Origin of the sequence: Cupriavidus sp. HMR-1, assembly GCF_000319775.1 — a bacterium.
GTDB lineage: Bacteria > Pseudomonadota > Gammaproteobacteria > Burkholderiales > Burkholderiaceae > Cupriavidus > Cupriavidus metallidurans.
This window is the reverse complement of sequence record NZ_ANKP01000165.1, coordinates 1-18,266: the sequence shown is the minus strand read 5'-3', so window position 1 is coordinate 18,266 and position 18,266 is coordinate 1. Positions and strand designations below refer to the sequence as shown.

Sequence of the window (18,266 nt, the reverse complement as noted above, 5' to 3'; positions counted from 1 at the left end):
TGCCGGCGGCAGCGGCTGGACCGGCGCCGCCATCGGCGCCGTCGCAGGCGGCGTGGCGGGCAACATCAAGGGCAACAAGCAGCAGAGCTGGTACTGATCTCCCCTTGTCCCTGTAAATCGCCCTTGCGGCGATCGGCGCGGATTCGGGTACGCACGGCATTGGCCCGTGCGTATCGGGTCCGCGCCTTTGACTTCCGGCATCGGGCGACCGAAATCCAGCTATGGCCGGTGCGCGGCCTGAGTTGAAATCACTTCGGGAAAGTCTTGCTGGGATTGGCGCGCCCGGCTGGGATCGAACCAGCAACCCCTGCCTTCGGAGGGCAGTATTCCCGCCTTCGACGCCGTATCAAAAAGGTAACAGCCGCTGCACAGCGTTTTGTATCTGGTCTGGTGCCAGATGGGCATACCGCTCAGTTACCGTCACCGACGAGTGCCCTAGCAAGTCTCTGACGACACCGAGCGGCACACCAGCCATCACCAGCCACGAAGCGCAGGTATGCCGCATGTCATGTATCCGAAAGTCGGCAATTCCCGCCCTCTCACACGCCGCATCGAATCCGTTCTGAAACGTGGTGATCCGTCGATCGACACCATGACCGAACACCCAAGGATTGCCCGATGCGTGCCGCTGCAACCATCCCCGCATCACCGCTAACGAATCCATCGCCGCGTCATTGAGTGGGACCGTCCGACGCTTGCCCGATTTCGTATCCGCCCCTTCGAGCAGGAAATACCGTCGATCACGATCCACCCTGGCCCACGTCAATTTCAGCAGCTCAGACTTACGTGCCCCGGTGTTCAGCGCCAAGCGAATAAAGCACGGCAAATGCGGCCTACGTGCGTACAACTCTGCCGCCTCCACCAACGCACTAGCCTCATCCTGCGTGATCCAGCGCACGCGCCCCTCAGCGGCCTCTAACCCCAGCCTCTGAGCAGGGTTCCCAATGTCGGGCCTGTCATGCTCAAGGCGTACAAAATTCAGCGCAGCAGAGAAGAACCGCAACTCCCTGCCGATAGTCGATTGCTTGACACCCTGAGCCTGCCGACTTGCCACATAGGCCCGAACATCCGCCCGCCGAATTTCCGTTACTTTCCTACCGCCGAAGTGGGGTTGCAAACGCTGCAACGAATACTGATCCCGCTGCTTACTACGATGCTGCGACCCCGCCAGATAGATACCTATCACGTCCTCGAAAACCATCGACCCAGCCTTTTTCTTTGTAGTGGTATGCGACGATTCTAACGAGGACAAAACTAATCCCCGAGTGACATAAGCCCGTAAAGCTTGAGCTATTCTAATGGCGAACAATTCACAAAAACCCAGATATGCCGCCCAAACAAGATGAATGGTGGAAGCTACGAAAAGAAGGCAACAAACCACCGAGCCCACACTACAACCCAAAGCAATACCGCAAGGACCGTAGCACCCCAAACGAGCCGAAGGAACAGGACACGAACACAAAAGACGCCTCTCTGAAACCCTCGCCAATCGGCCACATCTTGCTGTGGGCCGCGATACTCTGTGCCGTCTACACAGCAGTCAAGTACCTGACTCGATAGATACAGGTTGAACTGGCCCCACGAACCTTGGCCCTGTAGCAAACCAAAACGAGCCATTCTTTGCGCTGATGTGGGCCACCAGATCATCAAGACCTGCAACACCTTGCAGGTAATGCAAAACAGGAAGCGTGGCGTCATACATCGAAGGGCAATCCACCCAAGTTCCCCACGTCTGCCGCTCCGGCACAACGATGCCCCGCGATGTCCAATACCGTTTGTCGTTCAGATCGCGCCCTGAAACATCCTTGCTGATGTACTTGGAAATGTAAGCCGCCAGGCGATGCGATTCCCACCGCTTGCCATTGTTTCGCTGCGAGTCAGAGCGCCCCGGATTCGATACAAAACAGTAACCGTTGCCCCTACCACCAACCACGCGCAACCACACGGCAATAATCAAACGCTTGGCTACCTTACCCTGACATGCCACATGCAAATGCCACGCGCCCCGTTTCTGACGCTCTGGCACCGCGACATAGGGAAACTCGCCATGCAACCGCATACGCCTGAAGAACTCTTTGCAGAGCGGGTAAAACCGCTCCATGTCCTGAATATTCTCCCGCGTGCTAAGCGTGATCATCTGATCCGCACCCACTTGCTTACAACGAACACGAATCTGCTGCACGGCCCGACGCACAGCGATCTCCTCATTGCGCTCACGATGCTCCGACTCACCGCGAACCGTCTTTAGCTCATGAGCCCTTAGACGCGCATCGTTGATGCGATGCCATGCAGCAGTCGGGAAGCCGTTGATTTCCACCTGGCCGTTGCTGAAGTGCCGAACGCGAACAGCGATGCCCTCCGAATAGACCTTTCCATCCGGGCGCTGTTCGCCTACCATTGCGTTGTCCATAGCGAGTCTCTATCAAGGTTAAGTTATGGATCACCGCCCGGAACGATTGCCGTCGTTGCCGGGCTTTTTCATTGCCTGCGTTACGCCGCCACGTACTGCTATTTCTTAAATGTTATTGATACAAGTAGGGCTCGCTTCGCTCGCCCCGGCCCGCCCCGTGCGCCGCGTGGCGGCGCATCGGAGCGGCTCGCACCGGAAGGCACTCAGGACGCGCCACAAGCCCCATAGGCGGCCCGAAATCTTCCAGGCATAGAAGCACCCCCAAGACCTGCTTTCAGAGAGGGCGGGCCCGCCTGTGGACCTGCGCCTTGCGATCCCCGCCCGCAGTGCAACCCGCTACTCGGTCCCGCCAGCCTCGCTGGGCCGCTCGACAACCGCCACGAGGGCAATCCGTTCTCGGTTCTCCGGCCCTTGGCACCAGCGCGGACACTCCTAACGCTAGACGCCCGACCCTCTCGAGGGCGTACCCGACGAAGGCGCGGCCGCGGCAGTCCTATCTCCGCCATCCGTCGCACCTACCGGCGTGACAGCCGTGGCCACCGGCTCCCGATACGGATCAAACGGCGGATTGGCCAGCCACGTACGGCATTGCACGTCATCAAGCCCAGCATCCGTACCTTGCTGGTTATAGCACTTGCACCGCACCTTATTGCACGCGCCACCAATGACCATGGGCATTACCTTCACCTGGCGCATTTCGGCATACGCAGGAGCCGACTCGGGATGTCCCGGCACGGTAGGCATGAACGCCGCAACATAATCCGCGCCCTCGACAGAGCCCACCAGCGACCGCCCCGAAGGCGACGGTGCCGCAGACTTGACCGGCACCACAGGCACGCTCCCGTCCGCCTGTGTCTCGACCTTTTGTGACGACTGTTGTGGCGACACCTTGCTTGAAATCATGCCGTACACACGCCACCCCAAAAACAGCGCCAGCACCACGCACAGACCCAACACCATCATGAGCGGCGGAACCGAATACTTCCGCTTGATGTGCAAACTCGATGACTTGTACAGGCCGAAACTCGATTTCGGCAGGGTCCATTTCTTCTTGATCGGCGCAGTCTGAAACCGCTCGGGCTCACCACACTCCGGCCACTCGTAATACCAGCGCCCCAGCAAGCCAACATCACGCAGATGGATATGCCGACCAACGAGCTTGCGGATATGCGTATCCAAGAACGTTGGGTTCTGCGTCATCAGCAGGAACGTCACGCCAGTGTGCCGCACGGTCTCAAACGCCGCCACATGATCCGGCACCTTAGAAGAGGGCGCACGCACGCGGAAAATGCGTTGCGCTTCGTCCAGGACAATCAGCGCATTCTCGGGAAACGTGAAGTAGGGGAGTTCGTTCTTGTCCGGGTCTTCCGGATCAACCCGCATTTCGGTCCAATCCTTGACCGAAGGGGTAGGGATGTAGGGCAGCTTGAGTTCAGGGATACCTAGCTGAAAGACGGGACGCCCTTTTTCCACCGCCTCGCGAATCATATCCACCGCCAGCGCAGTTTTGCCACCGCCCGGTGTCGCGGTAATCAGCGTGATCGGATGGGTTGCGCTCATGTCACCCGCCCCAAACGCTTCACCACGATCATGGAGACCCCCGCAGTGATCCCGCCCGCAATGACCGAAAACGCCGTGAACATCCCGCCCCGAGCACAAAGCGCCAATGCCACCGCAGGCATACCACCAAGCGAAGACTTCGCAGCCGACAGCGCAGACGACACCGCAGCATCAAGCCCCGCATAGGTAATCAGACCAATACCAATCGCCACAAGAGCTTGACGAACAAGCGGCCCAATCAACCCCATCAGAAAGCCAGCCAAGCTCCCCATCATTCACCCCCTCTATTGCCCACCCCCAACGCAATCAGCACAGCCGCCACCCATGCAAACGCGATCACCACGGGCCGCGCACCATCCGCAAAATCACACGCTGGCCTGTAGGAAAAAACCGCCGAGCCGCCACCACCATGCAACGGCACCACAACATCGGCAGGACACGCCATGGAATCCGGACCCCAACCAGAATCTGGCGTAATAGAGATTGTCTTGGATGACTGCTGAAGATCGGGACCCTGGGGGATATCGCCGCTTGTCATGCACCCTAACCGCGTCGGATTACCAACACACGGGTCATCCTGTTTCACTGGCGCTACCGCGACACCAGACGCATCCGTTGCAGGATTACCGTTCGCGTCTACCTGCTGTCTCGCAAGTTGCAAATCCGCAGTCTTCCCATCCGCAGCAGGCGTGACATAAGCCATGTCCACCATCGAGCGACCCGTAACCGGATCAATGTAAGGCGCACCCAGCGTAATACCCTGACGTGCCGTATTAACCGTTGGCGACACCCCGAGAAACACGCCATCCTTCGCCAGATTGTTAAGCACCGCATCAGGAATCGTCGCTGGGTCCACCTTCGCCCAGTCCGCATCCGTGCTGGGCTGCGACGTCGGCGCACTGACGCAAGCAGTTCCACTATCGGTAGTACCAGGAGGGCAACCCGTAGCCTTCGTGAAAACCGCAATCGTCTTTCGCACCCCAGGCTGATTCGCCGTCAAAGCCGACGCCCACCACGTAGTCCCAGTCTGCAGAGTAATCTGCACATCGGTGATACCAGTCCAACCCGCATAGTTGCCGCAAGCCGTAGCCATCGCGACAGAGATCGGACCCGGCCCACCACCACCAGTACAGGTGTAGTTATACCCGCCACCCCACTGAGAAGCGGGTTGCCCTGGCGTCGTTGTCTGCCAGTGGTCCGATGCCCACTGAATGCCGTAGCCGAGCAACCACGACACCGCGACCGATGCAGCTAGACCCGCAGGATTGATGCGCAGCGCATTGACAGCAATCTGGCCAGCATTAGCGGCAAGCCGCCATGTCGCAGGCACCGTCACAGCTTTGCCTGCCACCTGCGTAGTCAACGCCGAGTTAAAGGCCGCACCCGACCAAGACGTGGCCGACGCGGTAGTCACGAAACCCGATGCACTCGACGCTGATGCCGCAACCGTTGAAGGCGTCACCAACGGAATAGACGCAGCGCTAGCCATCGAAGAGCCGAGCATCACGACCAGGGCGAGAAGCCCTGCAAGCAAGACACCGTACAGACAAATCAGCATCACGCGCCCGGCAGTAATGCCGAGCCGCAGCCAATCGAACCCGCACCCGCGCGTCATCTTGACACCATCAAAATGACTACTGCCGGCATCACCGGCAGCAAGAACCCAGCCCAAAGCCAGAAATCCGTAGCAAGCATCACAACCCCCTACGCAGATACACAACTCCCCACGCCAGAAACATCGCCGCCACCACGCCCCAGCCAACCGTCATGCCGTCCATGAAGTTCGCAGCCGGATCACACGGCGGAAACTGAATCACAGGGACCGCCGCATCGGCGAGCATCGCCACATCCCCAGTGCTTGAAATCTGATAGCGCCGCAGCACCCACGCCCCCGACACTTTCACAAATGCCGAGAGGTACGACGTACCTCCCGGAACCTGAGACGGGGCCGCCGCGCTGTAGTACGCGTCAGCCGCAGCACCTTGGTTGAGGTAGCAGGTGCCACCCACCAGCGCCCCGTCCAGCATCACAGCGCCCGACGCATCAGCTTGAACGCCCAGATCGCGACGATGGCGGTGATCACCAGACCCGCAACCGTCACGCCGTCAGCCTGGGCTTGCGTGATCGACGTAGTGATAGCAGCAGGAACGTCCGCCATGGCGGAACCAGCCGCAGCCATCGAGATTGCGCCGAGCGCAGCCATCTTTGCCTTCTTACCGAACTTGAACATGATTTCTCCTATAGGGAGGTTGAGAAAACCAGGGCGACTGTTCGGATCGCCCTGGCAGTGAAAAACCAGCTTGCAGACGTTGGAAGTTGTCCATGCTGTGGACGGTCCTGCGGAACGTGTGGACAGGCCATGGACAGTGCATGGACAACCAAACGACCGGTTGCCCACACACTGCCCACAACCTGCCCACACTCCGACCACAGCAGCCCTCAATACGCCGGCCAACAACATCACGACCTGCATTGCATAGATCGCTTTATCAATCAAATGCCTGCCCCCAAAGTTCGCCCGCATCATTCCCATTCCTCTGTGTCATCGAGCACCACGATGTGACTGTTGTCCACGCGACTCGAATCACCGTCCACGTATCGCACACCGAGAAGGTTATCGGTGTACCGAAGCCACATTTCTTGCACGGCGTACTCGTCTTCGTCGATGAACTCGACGTGACTGTTGTCCACCCGATTCGGATCACCGTCCACGTACTGCACACCAAGAAGCTCATCCACCTCAGCAAGCACAGCGTCATCCCCATCAACGCCGTCACCCTCTGCCTGTTCTTCCTCTTCCTCGCGCTCCTCTACGCTTGCCACAACGACATCACGCTCTGACTCCAGATCTTCGGCAGCAAACTCCGCCCGAAGCCTCATGTCCTCGCGCTCACCGATCCGGTCAGAGATCATCATCTGTCGATCGAACAGATCAACCTCAAGCGATGACGCCGACGGCAACAGATCACCGGTCTCAACTTCAGTAAGCACGCCCTCGATGTACTCATAGGCCGATTCAAGCGAGGAGAGGGCGACATCGCACTCAACAACGACACGCTGCTTTTCCGAGATAAGTGAGTCGTAGTGATCCCGCGCTTCGTCAGCCGATGCAAACACGATCACCCCCTAAGAGCGGCGCGATACTTCGCGTAGAGAGCTTGGGAATGCGCACGACGATCACGCTCGACCGCCGCACGCTCAGAGAAGAGAGAAAGGAGCCAGCGCATTACGCAGCCTCCTGGATTGCCAGCGACCCCCACTGATCCGCCATCGCCCTGGCAATGCCCGAGAATGTCCGCGACCGTTCTTTCCACCGATCCGGCCCCGGAGCCATGCGATGCACCCGGTTTTCACGACCATCAACGACGTTCGTAGAAACCAGCTTCGGAAGACCCTTTAGCCAGAGACATGTGGCTTTCGTTTCCCCATGACCGAACTGCCACGGCTGAATGACCTGATCCGGCTTGCGAATCCGGCTCGAGATAATCGAGACCGGGTTCTCCAGGGCAACGCGCGGAATCGGGGCGTCCAAAAGCAAACGAACGAATTCCAACGCCTCGCGCTGCTCAACCACCTTGTCCTTGAACCAGCGAGCCCCGCTAACGGCCAAGTGAGTGCAGGGCGGATGCGCAATCATCAAATCCCAGCCCAACCCCAACACGTCACGCACGTCACGCTGGTAGTGCTGTCCCGGAATCTCTGTTGGCAGCACATCACAGGACCACGCGTCATGGCCCAATGCCGCAAATGCCTGGCGCACCGTCGCCGAGTACTCACACGCAACAAGAACTCGCATCACTCCACCTCCCCGCGCAAAGCTGGATGCTCCGACACACCCAACGTCCACCGCGAGCCACAGACCGGACACACAAAGCAGTGTTCTTCACTGTCTAGAAAACGCGCTTCGTCATCCTGCGTGAAACAGTCCTGGCACTCGCGATACATGACTGACCCCGTAAACGAAAAATTGGCCGTCTTTCCGGCCTGCCACCCGCAATTCATCGCTGCGAGACACGAGGGGTTTTCTTACGCCGCCGCCGATGCCGGAGCCTTGCCGTTTGCCGCCGGACGACCGAACGGCACCAGCGCCACCACGCGGAAATCGAGATTGCCGTTGCCGTCAGCGAACGGCACGAGTTCCGTGATGTATTCACCCGGCTGGGTGTTTTTCATGTGCTCGGGCACCTTCAGTCGCGCCACGAACACGTCTTCAACCATCTTGCCGTCCTCTTCGCGAGCGGACGTGATCAGCATTTGCGCCGAGTAGGTAGTTCCCGACTTGCCATCGAACGACCAGTCCTTACGGTTGATCACAAAAATTTGTGCCTTGAATTTCATGAGATACCCCTCGTTACAGATCGACGCCCGGACCCACCGGGCTTTGGTTTACGAGCCGTGCATTACGGCCTACACTTCGTCGCATCACAAGTTGCGATCAACGCAAACTGTGATGTATCTAATGATGTACACCGCAACTTGCGGTGTCAAGGACGAAACCAATGCGCTCGATTGATCTTTTCAATGAATACGTGGAAAAACATAGCCAAAGGGCTATGTACGAATTCTTGGGCGTGAGTCAGACCACCGTGAGCGAATGGAAGCGACGAGGTGGAATGACCGCGGCCGCCACCGTGCAAATCGGTGTGGAGCTTGGCTATGACGTAGACCTATGCACGCAGATCGCGCTGATCGAAGCCGAGCGTAGCGAGCGCGGCAAGAAATCGCTGTGGGAGATTTTTGCGAAGCGAGCCGGAGCAACTGCAATGGTTGCCCTGGCTGTTGGCACTGCGGGAGTTGCTACAGAACTAAAAGCACAAGAAGTGGCGCGCCCGGCTGGGATCGAACCAGCAACCCCTGCCTTCGGAGGGCAGGATTTTCAGTTTCACGCGGTTACTCGACGCCCCATTTATCACTCTAACTAGCTGAAATTATGGGTATATTCAGATCTTATAGTTTCATGAAGTTTCGGATAGAATTTCCGTACTGTTTCCGTACGGATCTTTCATGGCAAACCCCATTGAATCGAAGACCGCCCGCGACCGGCTGAAGCCCCGGAGAGAGCCCTATTGGGCGCGGGTTGAAGCCGGGCTGTTTGTCGGGTACCGGAAGGCTGAGCAGGGCGAAGGGACCTGGATCGCCCGCCGACGCACCGAGGAAGGAAAGCAGGTCTACCGCGCCCTGGGAACCTTCACGGACTATGACGACGCGGCCAAAGCCACCCGGAGATGGGCGGAATCCATTGATGCTGGCGTCTCGCACAAGGGAATGACCGTCGCACAGGCCTGCGAGCACTATGTGACCGACCTTGGAATGCGCAAGGGCACGGGTAGCAAGAAGGACGCGGAGGGCCGGTTCAGGCGTCTCATCTATGGAAAGAAGATCGGCGGGATTGATCTGTCCGCGCTCAAGACCTCGCACATCAAGTCTTGGTTGGCGGCACAGATCGAATCCGATGAGGAAGACGCCGAAGACGAGGACGATCTGCGCCGGGCAAAGGACAGCGCCAACCGCAACCTAGCGTCGCTGAAGGCGGCGCTGAATCTGGCACTGAATGACCGACTTGTGGCAACTGACGCTGGCTGGAAAACTGTCTCCAAATTCGGGGACGTGGGCCGTAGGCGCGAGCGCTTCTTGCCGGCGGAGCAGCGGGTGAAACTCCTCAAGGCCTGTCCCGAAGACCTTTCGCACCTCGTGTCCGCCATGTTGCTAACCGCCGCGCGGCCAGGCGAATTGGCGAGTGCAGCCGTGCAGCACTTCAACTGGGAACAGGGCACTCTGGCCCTGGAGGGAAAAACAGGCTATCGCATTGTCACGCTGTCATCGAGCGCGATGACGTTCTTTGCCGAGCGTGCTCGGGGGAAGATCGGTAACGCGCCGCTGCTGGCGAACGCATACGGTCAGCGCTGGAACAAGGATCTGTGGAAGAAACCGTTCAAGGCCGCCGTCAAGGCCGCACAGCTCCCGCCGGATGTCGTCATGTACTCGCTGAGACATACTGCCATCTCGGAAATGATCGCTGGAGGCATGGACAGCTTTGTGGTTGCGCGTCTCGCCGGTACTTCGACGGAAATGATCGACAAGCACTATGGTCACCTTCGGCATGACCGCACTCGCGCGAAACTTGATGCCGTCGCCCTTCTCTAGCGGCCTGGCGGATAAGGCGAGCCTGCCGGAGTGTGAGGAGAGCTGTGAATAGGTGAGCGTGCCAGAACAGCGCGCATTCCGTGGGACCCGGCCTTGCGCCGGGTTTTTTGTTGCCCGCCGCCTCGACACTCCAGTCCGCCCATTCTCTGGGGGCCATGGGGGCGACTGCCAGCCAGGCCGACAAACCTGCGGGTTTCAGGCTCCGGGGCCCGGCCCCCACGCCACTTTCGCTCGCGGGCCCGATGGGCCGAGACGTGCAAGCCGAGGTCTGTGACTGAGGGGTTGCGGAATGTGACCAAAAGATCGCGAAATCCGGCCGCAGGCGACGCTATGCGATTGTGCGTACCGTGGAGGCACGTTCAACCACCTGGAGAGACTCCATATGACAAAAGTCGCCATCCGCACCGCGCTCCCTGAGCACGGCTATGTCCGCGAGCGCGACCTTCTCGCCTCAGTCCTTCCTATCAGCAAAGCGACCCTGTGGCGCTGGGTGAAGGCAGGAACCTTCCCGCCACCGGTGAAGCTGTCCTCACGGGTGACTGCATGGCAAGTGGAAGCCGTGCGAGCTTGGCTGGCCAATCCGATCGCTGCCACCTCGTAAAGCAAATGGAAGCGCCCGACAGATAGGCCGGGCGTCAATTTCAGCTCTAAAGGTTGTTACATGAACAACGCCAATAAAGTGATCGAGTCCATCTTCACGCGGGGATTGAAGGAGTCGATTCCTGACAAGACCTGGTTCCGAGCCAATCCGCGGCGCAAGTACCGGCTGCGTCGGGCGGATGCTTCGGAGCGCGCTATCTGGACGGACAGCACGCACATGCTTATTACCCGTCGCCGCTCGGGGAAACTGGAATACCGCGAACGTCGCGGCATCGGTCAGGACGGCTGCGACGGCGCAATGTTTGACGCTTTGATGAAAGCTGCCGACGACCGTGTTCTGCAAAAGGTGGAAGATGGCCTGCGTGAAGGATTTATTGCGCTGACTCTGAACGAGATGCGTGCCCTCGGTTTGTACGATGGGGACCAGCAAGAGGGCACAGCATGAACATCCAACACGCTACTGCAAAGATTGGCGACGTCCTGGCGCGTGGTGAGGTGGTCACGGTTATCCGCGCTGAACGCCCTACTAACAAGCGGTTCCTGCGTGGCTCCGACGGCTCTATTGAAAAGGCGCCCACGTTGCTCGCTGCAGAATTTCGCGCGGCAATGCACTACGTTCCCGATGCAGCCACGATGGCCGACCTTCTGACGAAGGTGTCGGAAGATCCTTGTGCGGCAATTATTAACAGCGGCTTTCTGGGCGTCGAGCTCGGTGAGCCGTTCACCATTCTTGCGGAATCGGATATTGAGCGCCGATTTGGGGTGAAAGGCCGCGACGAAACACAGGGCATTCATCGCCTGCAGGACGGCACAAAGGTGCTTGGTCGCCTCAAAGAGAATTGCGTGCCATCGGCGTGGATCCTGCTGGATCGTGATACGGACGAGCACACACCGCCCGAGCTGGCCGCGCTGGATCGCGCGGCGTGGCTCAAGCGGGTGAATGACCTGCTGCCAGGCGTCGACGGCTGCGACTATGTTTTCGCAAATTCCGCTTCGCGTCGCGTGGTGTGCGACGGCCGACCGGTGGGCGGAGGAAACGGACACACCTGGGTTAGGGTGGCGAATCCCACTGACGTGCCGCGACTGCGGACGGGTCTGATCGGTCGTGCGTGGGAGCGCCGGTTGGCGTGGGCGAAGCCCCGTCGCAACAAGCACGGCGATATCGTCGGCCAGTCCCCCGCGACAATCCTTGACATCAGTGTGTGGAACGTCGGTCGCATCGTATTTTGCGGCAAGCCCACGGTCGAAGGGGATGGACTCGCAGTCGAGCCGCAGACCATCGAAGTCGAGTCTGGACCGTTTAGCTCGACTCTCGACACGAGCCGCATCGAGTTGCCGTCGCCTGGGGAGGCGACCAAGCTGGCGAAGTCGGCTGGCTTCAATATTTGCTACCGTGGTAACGGCAGCAGCATGATTGCCGACGCGTACGACCTGACCTCGCAGACGGAAATTGAGGTCAAGGGGCGCGGTCTGATGACCGTCGGGCAAGCGGCCGAACTCCTGCCCCAAGGCGGCAGGCTGCGCTGCCAGGCACCGTTTCGTGATTCCTCGTCTTGGGCTGCATTTCTGTGTAAAGGGAATGAGGGCCGGCTGTATGTGTACGACTCAGCCACTGAGACCAAACACTGGCTGAGCGACTACGACTGGGCGGTGATGGGATTTGAGTCGCTGCCCGAACCGACGCCTGAACAGGAGGTGCTGGCCGCCGAGATCGCGGCGCGAAATGCCGAGAAAGCGGAGATCTCGCAGCCCTACGGTAACGGAAGCTTTTCCCGTTCGGCAAGCGGCGTGTTCTGGATTGGCGCCGACGAGGAGGGAAATCTGAAGAACCCACTGTTTCTGTGCAGCCTGCTGCGAATCGTGGCCGTAACCTGCGATGAGAAGAGTGGAGAATGGGGCCGCCTGCTGGAGTGGCGTGACCGTGCCGGTGTGCTGCACCGCTGGGCAATGCCGATGGAACTGCTGCAAGGCGACGCGGCAGACATGCGCAGGGAGTTGGCTCGTGGGGGACTGGAGATCGCTACTGGCCGTGGGGCACGCGATATGCTGTCGACCTACCTGCAAGCATGGAAGATCGATACACGCGCGAAATGCGTGTCTCGCCTTGGCTGGCATGACATGACCTATGTAACGCGTGATGAAGCCATCGGGGACGCTGGCAAGGAAGCAGTGGTCTTCCAGAACGCCAGCGCCATTGAGCCCGCCCTGTCGCAGTCCGGCACGGCGGAGGAGTGGCGAGCGGCTGTCGCAGCGCCAGCGAATGGCAACACGCGCATCATGCTTGCCTTGTGTATAGCGCTTGCAGCCCCTTTGGCGAAGCTGGCTAACATCGACTCTGGCGGCTTCCACCTCCGCGGGAATTCTTCCTGCGGGAAGACAACGCTGCTGGGCATTGCAGCTTCTGTGTGGGGTGAGCCGGGCGCGTACATGCACACCTGGCGCGCGACTGCGAACGCCATGGAGGGGCTGGCGGCATCGCACAACGATGGACTCTTGATTCTCGACGAGATGGGGCAGGTTGACCCGGCTGAAGCTGGCGAAATCGCCTACATGCTGGCGAACGGCCAGGGAAAGTCGCGCGCAACCCGTACTGGCGTCACCCGACCGTCTGCACAGTGGCGGCTCATGTTTCTGTCGTCGGGGGAGTTGGGCTTGTCTGCACACATGGCGCAAGGGGGCAAGCTCGCCAAGGCTGGTCAAGAAGTCCGCCTGGCTGACATCGAGGCGGATGCCGGTGCGGGGATGGGAGCGTTTGAACAACTGCACGACCACACCACGCCAGCTGAGTTCGCCCACGCCTTGAAGGATGGCGCAGCGCGCTTCTACGGCACTGTCGGTTTCGAATGGTTGCGGCACATCGTGGCCGACCGTGCCAAGTTGGCGGATGTTCTGCGCCGGCAAATGGAACTCTTCTGCAAAGTCTGGGTGTCCGCAGGAACTTCAGGGCAAGTGCAGCGCGTGGTGCGGCGCTTTGTTTTGGTGGCGGCTGCTGGCGAACTTGCGACCAGCTACGGGTTGACGGGCTGGGAGACGGGCGAGGCAGAACGCGCAGTCCGGGCTTGTTTTGATGCATGGTTTGAAGGGTTCGGTGGGGCTGGGAATCGGGAGGAACGCGCGCTATTAAGCCAAGTGAAAGCGTTCATTGAAGCAAACGGCGCCAGTCGCTTTCAACCCTTTCGTACGTCAGAGGTCGAATGTGAAGAGACGTGGGGTGGATCGCCGAACGATACCCGCATCATCAACCGCGTAGGCTTTGTGCGCATTGGCGCGGGCGATCTTCGGGAGTACATCGTGCTGCCCGAGTCGTTCAAGAATGACATCTGCAAGGGCTTCGATCCAAAGATGGCGACCCGCACGCTAATGGAGAACGGCTGGCTGAAGCCAGATAGCGACGGCAAGCCTCAGCGGAAGGAACGTCTTCCGGGGTTGAATCGGGCGCGCTGCTACGTTCTCACTCCGCGTATGGATTAGCGACTATAAAGGCTGGCCCACGAGGCGCCCACGTTCCGAGCTGCTGCGGGGGCCAGCCTGAGAGTGCAGACCTATTGCCGGTACGGCATTGCGGGTGATGGTCCCTGCGGCCCATATGTCCTACCGTGGAAATAGGCTGCACCCCAACACACCGAGGAGGAAAGAGGACTTGACGGGCGGAGTTCGACTGCGGATTCAACCGGTCGAGGTGGTGCAATCTCAGCGCGGCTTCCGAAGTCAAATGGGCAAACAGTTTGCCTGTAACTGCAAGCTGTTATGGAGGACATTTATCTTGTCCATCGTAAATTGTCCGGTGTGCCAGCACTTGTCTTGAGGGGAGAGCATCCCAATCTCAGGGAGCCGTGGGGCTGACGCTCGTCATTTCGGCGGCGCGGCACATGCGGACACTCAAATAAGAGGTAAAAAAAATGTCAAGCAGAGCAATGGGTCTTTCACGCGCGTGCATCAAAACGCTCGCCGCCGTCGAAGCAGATCCTAACCGGTCGAACCAGCACGAGTTCAACGGAGTTGCCGCACTGAAGGCTATCTTTGGGTTGGAGAAGGTAGAGCAGCCGGCGATATTCTCCATCCGTGGCGAAAACGTAACGACACAGGCGAGCGTCACTTGGTACGATGCTCGTCTCGAGCATCCGACGCGAACGGAGCATCGGCTGTACTTTCAGACGAACCCGGTGATGGAGCACGCTCAGGCGGGCGACAATGTCGTTATCGGCTTCGATAGCCAGCGTCGACTAAACCTCATTCTGTTGCCTCGAAACTCGGAGCCTAATGCTCCGGTTGTCGATGCATGGACGCCGGTAGTCGACGACTAGCCCTTCTGTTCTATTACTGAGGGGCCGCACCAGCCTGGTGCTACTTGCTGCTACTGTCGCCCTATACGTAGCAGGCCAGCTTCCCGGCGGCCCCCCGAGGAAGTTGTACCTTCGGCTGCCGGCTGGTCGCCTGGACTGCTCCTTCGTGGCATACCGTCCGATACATCGCGCCACCAAGAGTCATTACGGCTCGGTAGACTGGCGATCCCAGACGCCTCTCACAAAATGCTTCCTCGCTCGAGTCTAGCCGCCCGCCGCTGCTTCCATTTCCTTCAGACATGGCTCCTCGGGCAGCGCCCGACTGAACGCGCCGGCCGAGTTGGTCGACTGGCTGTCGTATAGCGGGAAGCAACGGAGCGAACTGTGCGGCGTGTTGCACGAACCGCTGCAGGCGCGCCACTCGCACAGCAACGCGCAACTCTTCAGTCCAGTCCCCTTTCGCACGTCAATTGCATCTACCGGCCCCCTTGCGCACACTGTATATTTATACAGCATATGGAGCAGAAAGAAGCCTCTGCCCGGCAGTCCGTCTCGGCAGCGATTTTCCATCTTGAAGTCGGGAAATGGGTAGTACTAGACCCTGGGCCTGTTTGGGGGCATAATGTCCGCCAAGATTCCCAAATGGGCTAGCGACAGAACATGCGTAGGATAGGGAGCAAGACATGGGCGATCCTATAGAGATCGAGGCGATCCTCTCGGAGGCGCGAAAAAACTGGACGCAGAAGGAACTGGCCGACTTACTCGGCGTGGATGCAAAAACTGTTTCGCGTTGGGAAACGGGCAAAATCTTGGCTCCCCGGATGGTCGGCTTGGCTATTCGTGAGCTGATGCGCAAGGATATAGACCTTCCGAAGAGCCCTATTCCGCCGTCCGTCAGCGGCGGGGACTTCACCTTTATCGATCTGTTCGCTGGGATCGGCGGCATCCGCCTCGGCTTTCAGCGGCAAGGCGGCAAATGCGTGTTCACGAGCGAATGGAACACCTTTTCGCAGAAAACGTATGTTGCGAACTTCGGTGATGAGCACGAGGTCAATGGCGACATCACTAAAATCGAAGCCTCCGAGGTTCCTGATCATGATGTGCTACTCGCTGGCTTTCCTTGTCAGCCCTTCAGCATCGCGGGGGTCTCGAAGAAAAACTCCTTAGGCCGAGCCCACGGGTTCGCATGCGATACGCAAGGGACGTTGTTCTTTGACGTTGCGCGCATTCTTGAAGAAAAACGGCCGAAGGCTTTTTTGCTCGAAAACGTCAAGAACCTCGTCTCACACGACAAAGGCCGGACGTTCAGTGTCATCATGCGCACGCTTCGAGAAGAGCTTGGCTATCAGATCGAGGCGCGCGTCATCGACGCCAAGAGATTCGTTCCTCAGCATCGCGAACGAATCGTTATTGTCGGTTTTAGGGAGGATGTAGGGTTCAGTTTCGACGATCTAGACCTCCCCGATGAAGGTCCGCGGCTCGCCTCAATCCTGCACCCCGAGGATGGGAGCGAGTCGGCGGAGGCACCGTTCACAGCGGGCCCCAAGGCTAAGGTCTCTGATAAATATGTTCTGTCGGACAAGCTGTGGGCCTACCTGAGGGCTTACGCGGACAAGCACAAAGCCGCTGGAAACGGTTTTGGCTTCGGCCTTGTTACCCCTGACATGGTCGCAAGGACACTTTCGGCCCGCTACCACAAGGATGGGTCAGAAATCCTTGTGTCGCGCGGAAAGAAGAACCCACGTCGACTTACGCCGCGTGAGTGTGCACGGCTAATGGGCTTCCCTGAAGACTGGAAAATTCCGGTTTCGGATACTCAGGCCTATCGTCAGTTCGGCAATGCCGTCGCCGTACCCGTGTTCGAAGCCGTCGCCGCGCTGATGAAGCCGCGCGTCATGGCCTTGGCCGAGAAAGACGCCGGTAGGCCCCGCCTGTTCGCAGCCTGACGTGGCAGACGTCGTCCCGCCGGAGATCCGCAGCCGCATGATGTCCGGCATCCGCGGGAAAGACACAAAGCCCGAACTGGCACTGCGCAAAGGCCTACATCGCCTAGGGCTTCGTTACTCGCTTCGCCGCGACACATTGCCCGGAAAACCCGATATTGTCTTTCGGGGACGACGGACGGTGGTTTTTTTTCACGGTTGTTTCTGGCATGGGCACGTGGGCTGTCCGCTTTTCAAGATTCCCAGCACCAGGCCGGAGTTCTGGACGGCCAAGATCGAAGGCAACCGCGCAAGGGACGACCGCGTCGTCTCCGATCTTCTTGCCGCAGGTTGGCGTGTTGCAATCGTCCGCGAATGCGCGATTAGGGGGCGCAGAAAAAGACCTGTCGAGGCCGTCTGTGAAGATTTGGCTGAATGGATAAGGTCGAGCGAGGGAAAATGGGTGGAAATTGCCGCTGTGGATCATTTTTCGGTTGTCGCGTAGCATGTCCACCACATAGCGAACAATTCAGGACAAATGCCGGAACAATTGGACATCTTTTCGGAAAAGGAGTCGAACCTTCCGGTTTCTGCTTTCATCGACAGCTCGGAAGCGATTTTTGTCAAAAAGCTATCTCTAAATGATCGCGATTGGTCGCGACTACCGAACAAGCACCAAGCTGGGGTCTATGTTCCGCCTTCTGAGCGTGACAGCGGCTTTTTCCCACCGCTAGTAACCAAGCGGCGCGAAAAACCGGATGCCGACGAGATACGGGAAACATTCTTCGAAATTGAATGGATCGGCATCAATGTCAAGAAGCAGGCCAGACTCGCTCACTACACAAGCAAGAGAGCTGAGACACATTTGACGAGACTCCCAAAGGCGGCGTTCTGCGATTTGGCTCCTGCCTCTTTCTTGGTCATTGGGAGGCGGGGTGCCGACGCATACAGGGCTGTCACAATCGACTCCGAGAGCGACGATTGCGATTTGCTCGGTGACCTCCTCTCGCTGCCTCCAGACTTTCGTTCCGGGGTTTTCGCACTGGAAGCCCTGCGCCGTAAGCGCGAAGAGAAGGAGCTCACGTTCATAGAGGAAGTAGTAAAGGCGTTCTTCGCTGGGACCATCGACACGCTCGCGGCCAAGTATGCTTCCATGCCGGCGACCGCCGCGCTAGCCGCGACTGCGAGGGCTCGCTACATGGCCGACAATGGCCTTAAGAGTCTTGACCCCTACTCAATGGCCAGACCTGGCGATGCAATCCGTGCAATAAGCCGCGGAGTCGAATACGAGATCTTCAAAGAGTTCCAAATGAGAGCACGGGCGGTGTGCATAAGCAGCTTTCGTGA

General features: G+C 59.0%; 19 protein-coding genes and 1 tRNA gene. 9 read left to right on the top strand and 11 right to left on the bottom strand.

All coding sequences use genetic code 11. The features are described 5' to 3' along the window. Positions 1–274: 274 nt before the first annotated feature. The 11 genes from D769_RS19055 to D769_RS19010 all read right to left on the bottom strand — a co-directional run bounded on the left by D769_RS19055 (position 275) and on the right by D769_RS19010 (position 8,308). Positions 275–342: transfer RNA gene (locus tag D769_RS19055), tRNA-Ser, on the bottom strand. A gap of 4 nt (positions 343–346) precedes the next feature. Then, positions 347–1,201, bottom strand: a complete 855-nt coding sequence (locus D769_RS19050; RefSeq protein WP_008648356.1) for a site-specific integrase — start codon at positions 1,199–1,201, stop codon at positions 347–349. A 339-nt stretch (positions 1,202–1,540) separates the two neighbouring features. Beyond that, positions 1,541–2,410: a hypothetical protein gene (locus D769_RS19045; protein WP_008648354.1), complete on the bottom strand. Its 870-nt coding sequence runs from the start codon at positions 2,408–2,410 to the stop codon at positions 1,541–1,543. A gap of 438 nt (positions 2,411–2,848) precedes the next feature. Further along, positions 2,849–3,970 carry a zonular occludens toxin domain-containing protein gene (locus D769_RS19040; RefSeq protein WP_008648352.1) on the bottom strand — a complete coding sequence of 374 codons (1,122 nt, stop codon included), beginning with the start codon at positions 3,968–3,970 and terminating at the stop codon, positions 2,849–2,851. Next, positions 3,967–4,242: a DUF2523 family protein gene (locus D769_RS19035; protein ID WP_040011135.1), complete on the bottom strand. Its 276-nt coding sequence runs from the start codon at positions 4,240–4,242 to the stop codon at positions 3,967–3,969. The genes D769_RS19040 and D769_RS19035 overlap by 4 nt, the downstream gene beginning before the upstream one ends. Further along, positions 4,242–5,642, bottom strand: coding sequence for a virulence factor TspB C-terminal domain-related protein (locus tag D769_RS31925; RefSeq protein WP_152415029.1), 1,401 nt, complete (start codon positions 5,640–5,642; stop codon positions 4,242–4,244). Before D769_RS31925 ends, D769_RS19035 begins: the two co-directional genes overlap by 1 nt. Before the next feature lie 22 nt (positions 5,643–5,664). Beyond that, positions 5,665–5,997 carry a hypothetical protein gene (locus D769_RS19030; RefSeq protein WP_008648346.1) on the bottom strand — a complete coding sequence of 111 codons (333 nt, stop codon included), beginning with the start codon at positions 5,995–5,997 and terminating at the stop codon, positions 5,665–5,667. Continuing rightward, on the bottom strand, positions 5,997–6,200 hold the full coding sequence (locus tag D769_RS19025) for a major capsid protein (protein WP_008648345.1): 204 nt from the start codon (positions 6,198–6,200) through the stop codon (positions 5,997–5,999). Before D769_RS19025 ends, D769_RS19030 begins: the two co-directional genes overlap by 1 nt. 293 nt (positions 6,201–6,493) lie before the next feature. Beyond that, positions 6,494–7,087, bottom strand: a complete 594-nt coding sequence (locus D769_RS19020; protein ID WP_152415028.1) for a hypothetical protein — start codon at positions 7,085–7,087, stop codon at positions 6,494–6,496. A 109-nt stretch (positions 7,088–7,196) separates the two neighbouring features. Further along, complete coding sequence (locus D769_RS19015; protein WP_008648344.1) at positions 7,197–7,766, bottom strand: DNA cytosine methyltransferase; 570 nt, start codon at positions 7,764–7,766, stop codon at positions 7,197–7,199. A 230-nt stretch (positions 7,767–7,996) separates the two neighbouring features. Further along, positions 7,997–8,308, bottom strand: a complete 312-nt coding sequence (locus tag D769_RS19010; RefSeq protein ID WP_008648342.1) for a hypothetical protein — start codon at positions 8,306–8,308, stop codon at positions 7,997–7,999. A 161-nt stretch (positions 8,309–8,469) separates the two neighbouring features. On the opposite strand from D769_RS19010, the gene D769_RS31920 reads away from it, so the two are divergent. The 9 genes from D769_RS31920 to D769_RS18970 all read left to right on the top strand — a co-directional run. After that, a complete protein-coding gene (locus D769_RS31920) occupies positions 8,470–8,892 on the top strand; it encodes a hypothetical protein (protein ID WP_008648341.1) in 423 nt (140 codons plus the stop codon). A gap of 82 nt (positions 8,893–8,974) precedes the next feature. Next, entirely contained in the window at positions 8,975–10,114 is a 1,140-nt protein-coding gene (locus D769_RS19000; protein ID WP_008648340.1) for a tyrosine-type recombinase/integrase, read from the top strand. Positions 10,115–10,496: 382 nt separating this feature from the next. Continuing rightward, positions 10,497–10,715: an AlpA family phage regulatory protein gene (locus D769_RS18995; protein ID WP_008648339.1), complete on the top strand. Its 219-nt coding sequence runs from the start codon at positions 10,497–10,499 to the stop codon at positions 10,713–10,715. A gap of 60 nt (positions 10,716–10,775) precedes the next feature. Next, positions 10,776–11,159, top strand: a complete 384-nt coding sequence (locus D769_RS18990) for a hypothetical protein (protein WP_008648338.1) — start codon at positions 10,776–10,778, stop codon at positions 11,157–11,159. Further along, positions 11,156–14,185 carry a DUF927 domain-containing protein gene (locus D769_RS31665; protein WP_008648337.1) on the top strand — a complete coding sequence of 1,010 codons (3,030 nt, stop codon included), beginning with the start codon at positions 11,156–11,158 and terminating at the stop codon, positions 14,183–14,185. Before D769_RS18990 ends, D769_RS31665 begins: the two co-directional genes overlap by 4 nt. 443 nt (positions 14,186–14,628) lie before the next feature. Continuing rightward, complete coding sequence (locus D769_RS18980; protein ID WP_193750056.1) at positions 14,629–15,018, top strand: type II restriction endonuclease; 390 nt, start codon at positions 14,629–14,631, stop codon at positions 15,016–15,018. Positions 15,019–15,680: 662 nt separating this feature from the next. Further along, positions 15,681–16,943 carry a DNA (cytosine-5-)-methyltransferase gene (dcm, locus tag D769_RS18975; RefSeq protein WP_008648335.1) on the top strand — a complete coding sequence of 421 codons (1,263 nt, stop codon included), beginning with the start codon at positions 15,681–15,683 and terminating at the stop codon, positions 16,941–16,943. Position 16,944: 1 nt separating this feature from the next. Next, positions 16,945–17,424: a very short patch repair endonuclease gene (locus tag D769_RS31290; RefSeq protein ID WP_081596835.1), complete on the top strand. Its 480-nt coding sequence runs from the start codon at positions 16,945–16,947 to the stop codon at positions 17,422–17,424. 33 nt (positions 17,425–17,457) lie between these two features. Then, positions 17,458–18,266, top strand: an 809-nt coding sequence (locus tag D769_RS18970) for a restriction endonuclease EcoRII (RefSeq protein ID WP_008648331.1), incomplete at its 3' end; no start/stop codon positions are given.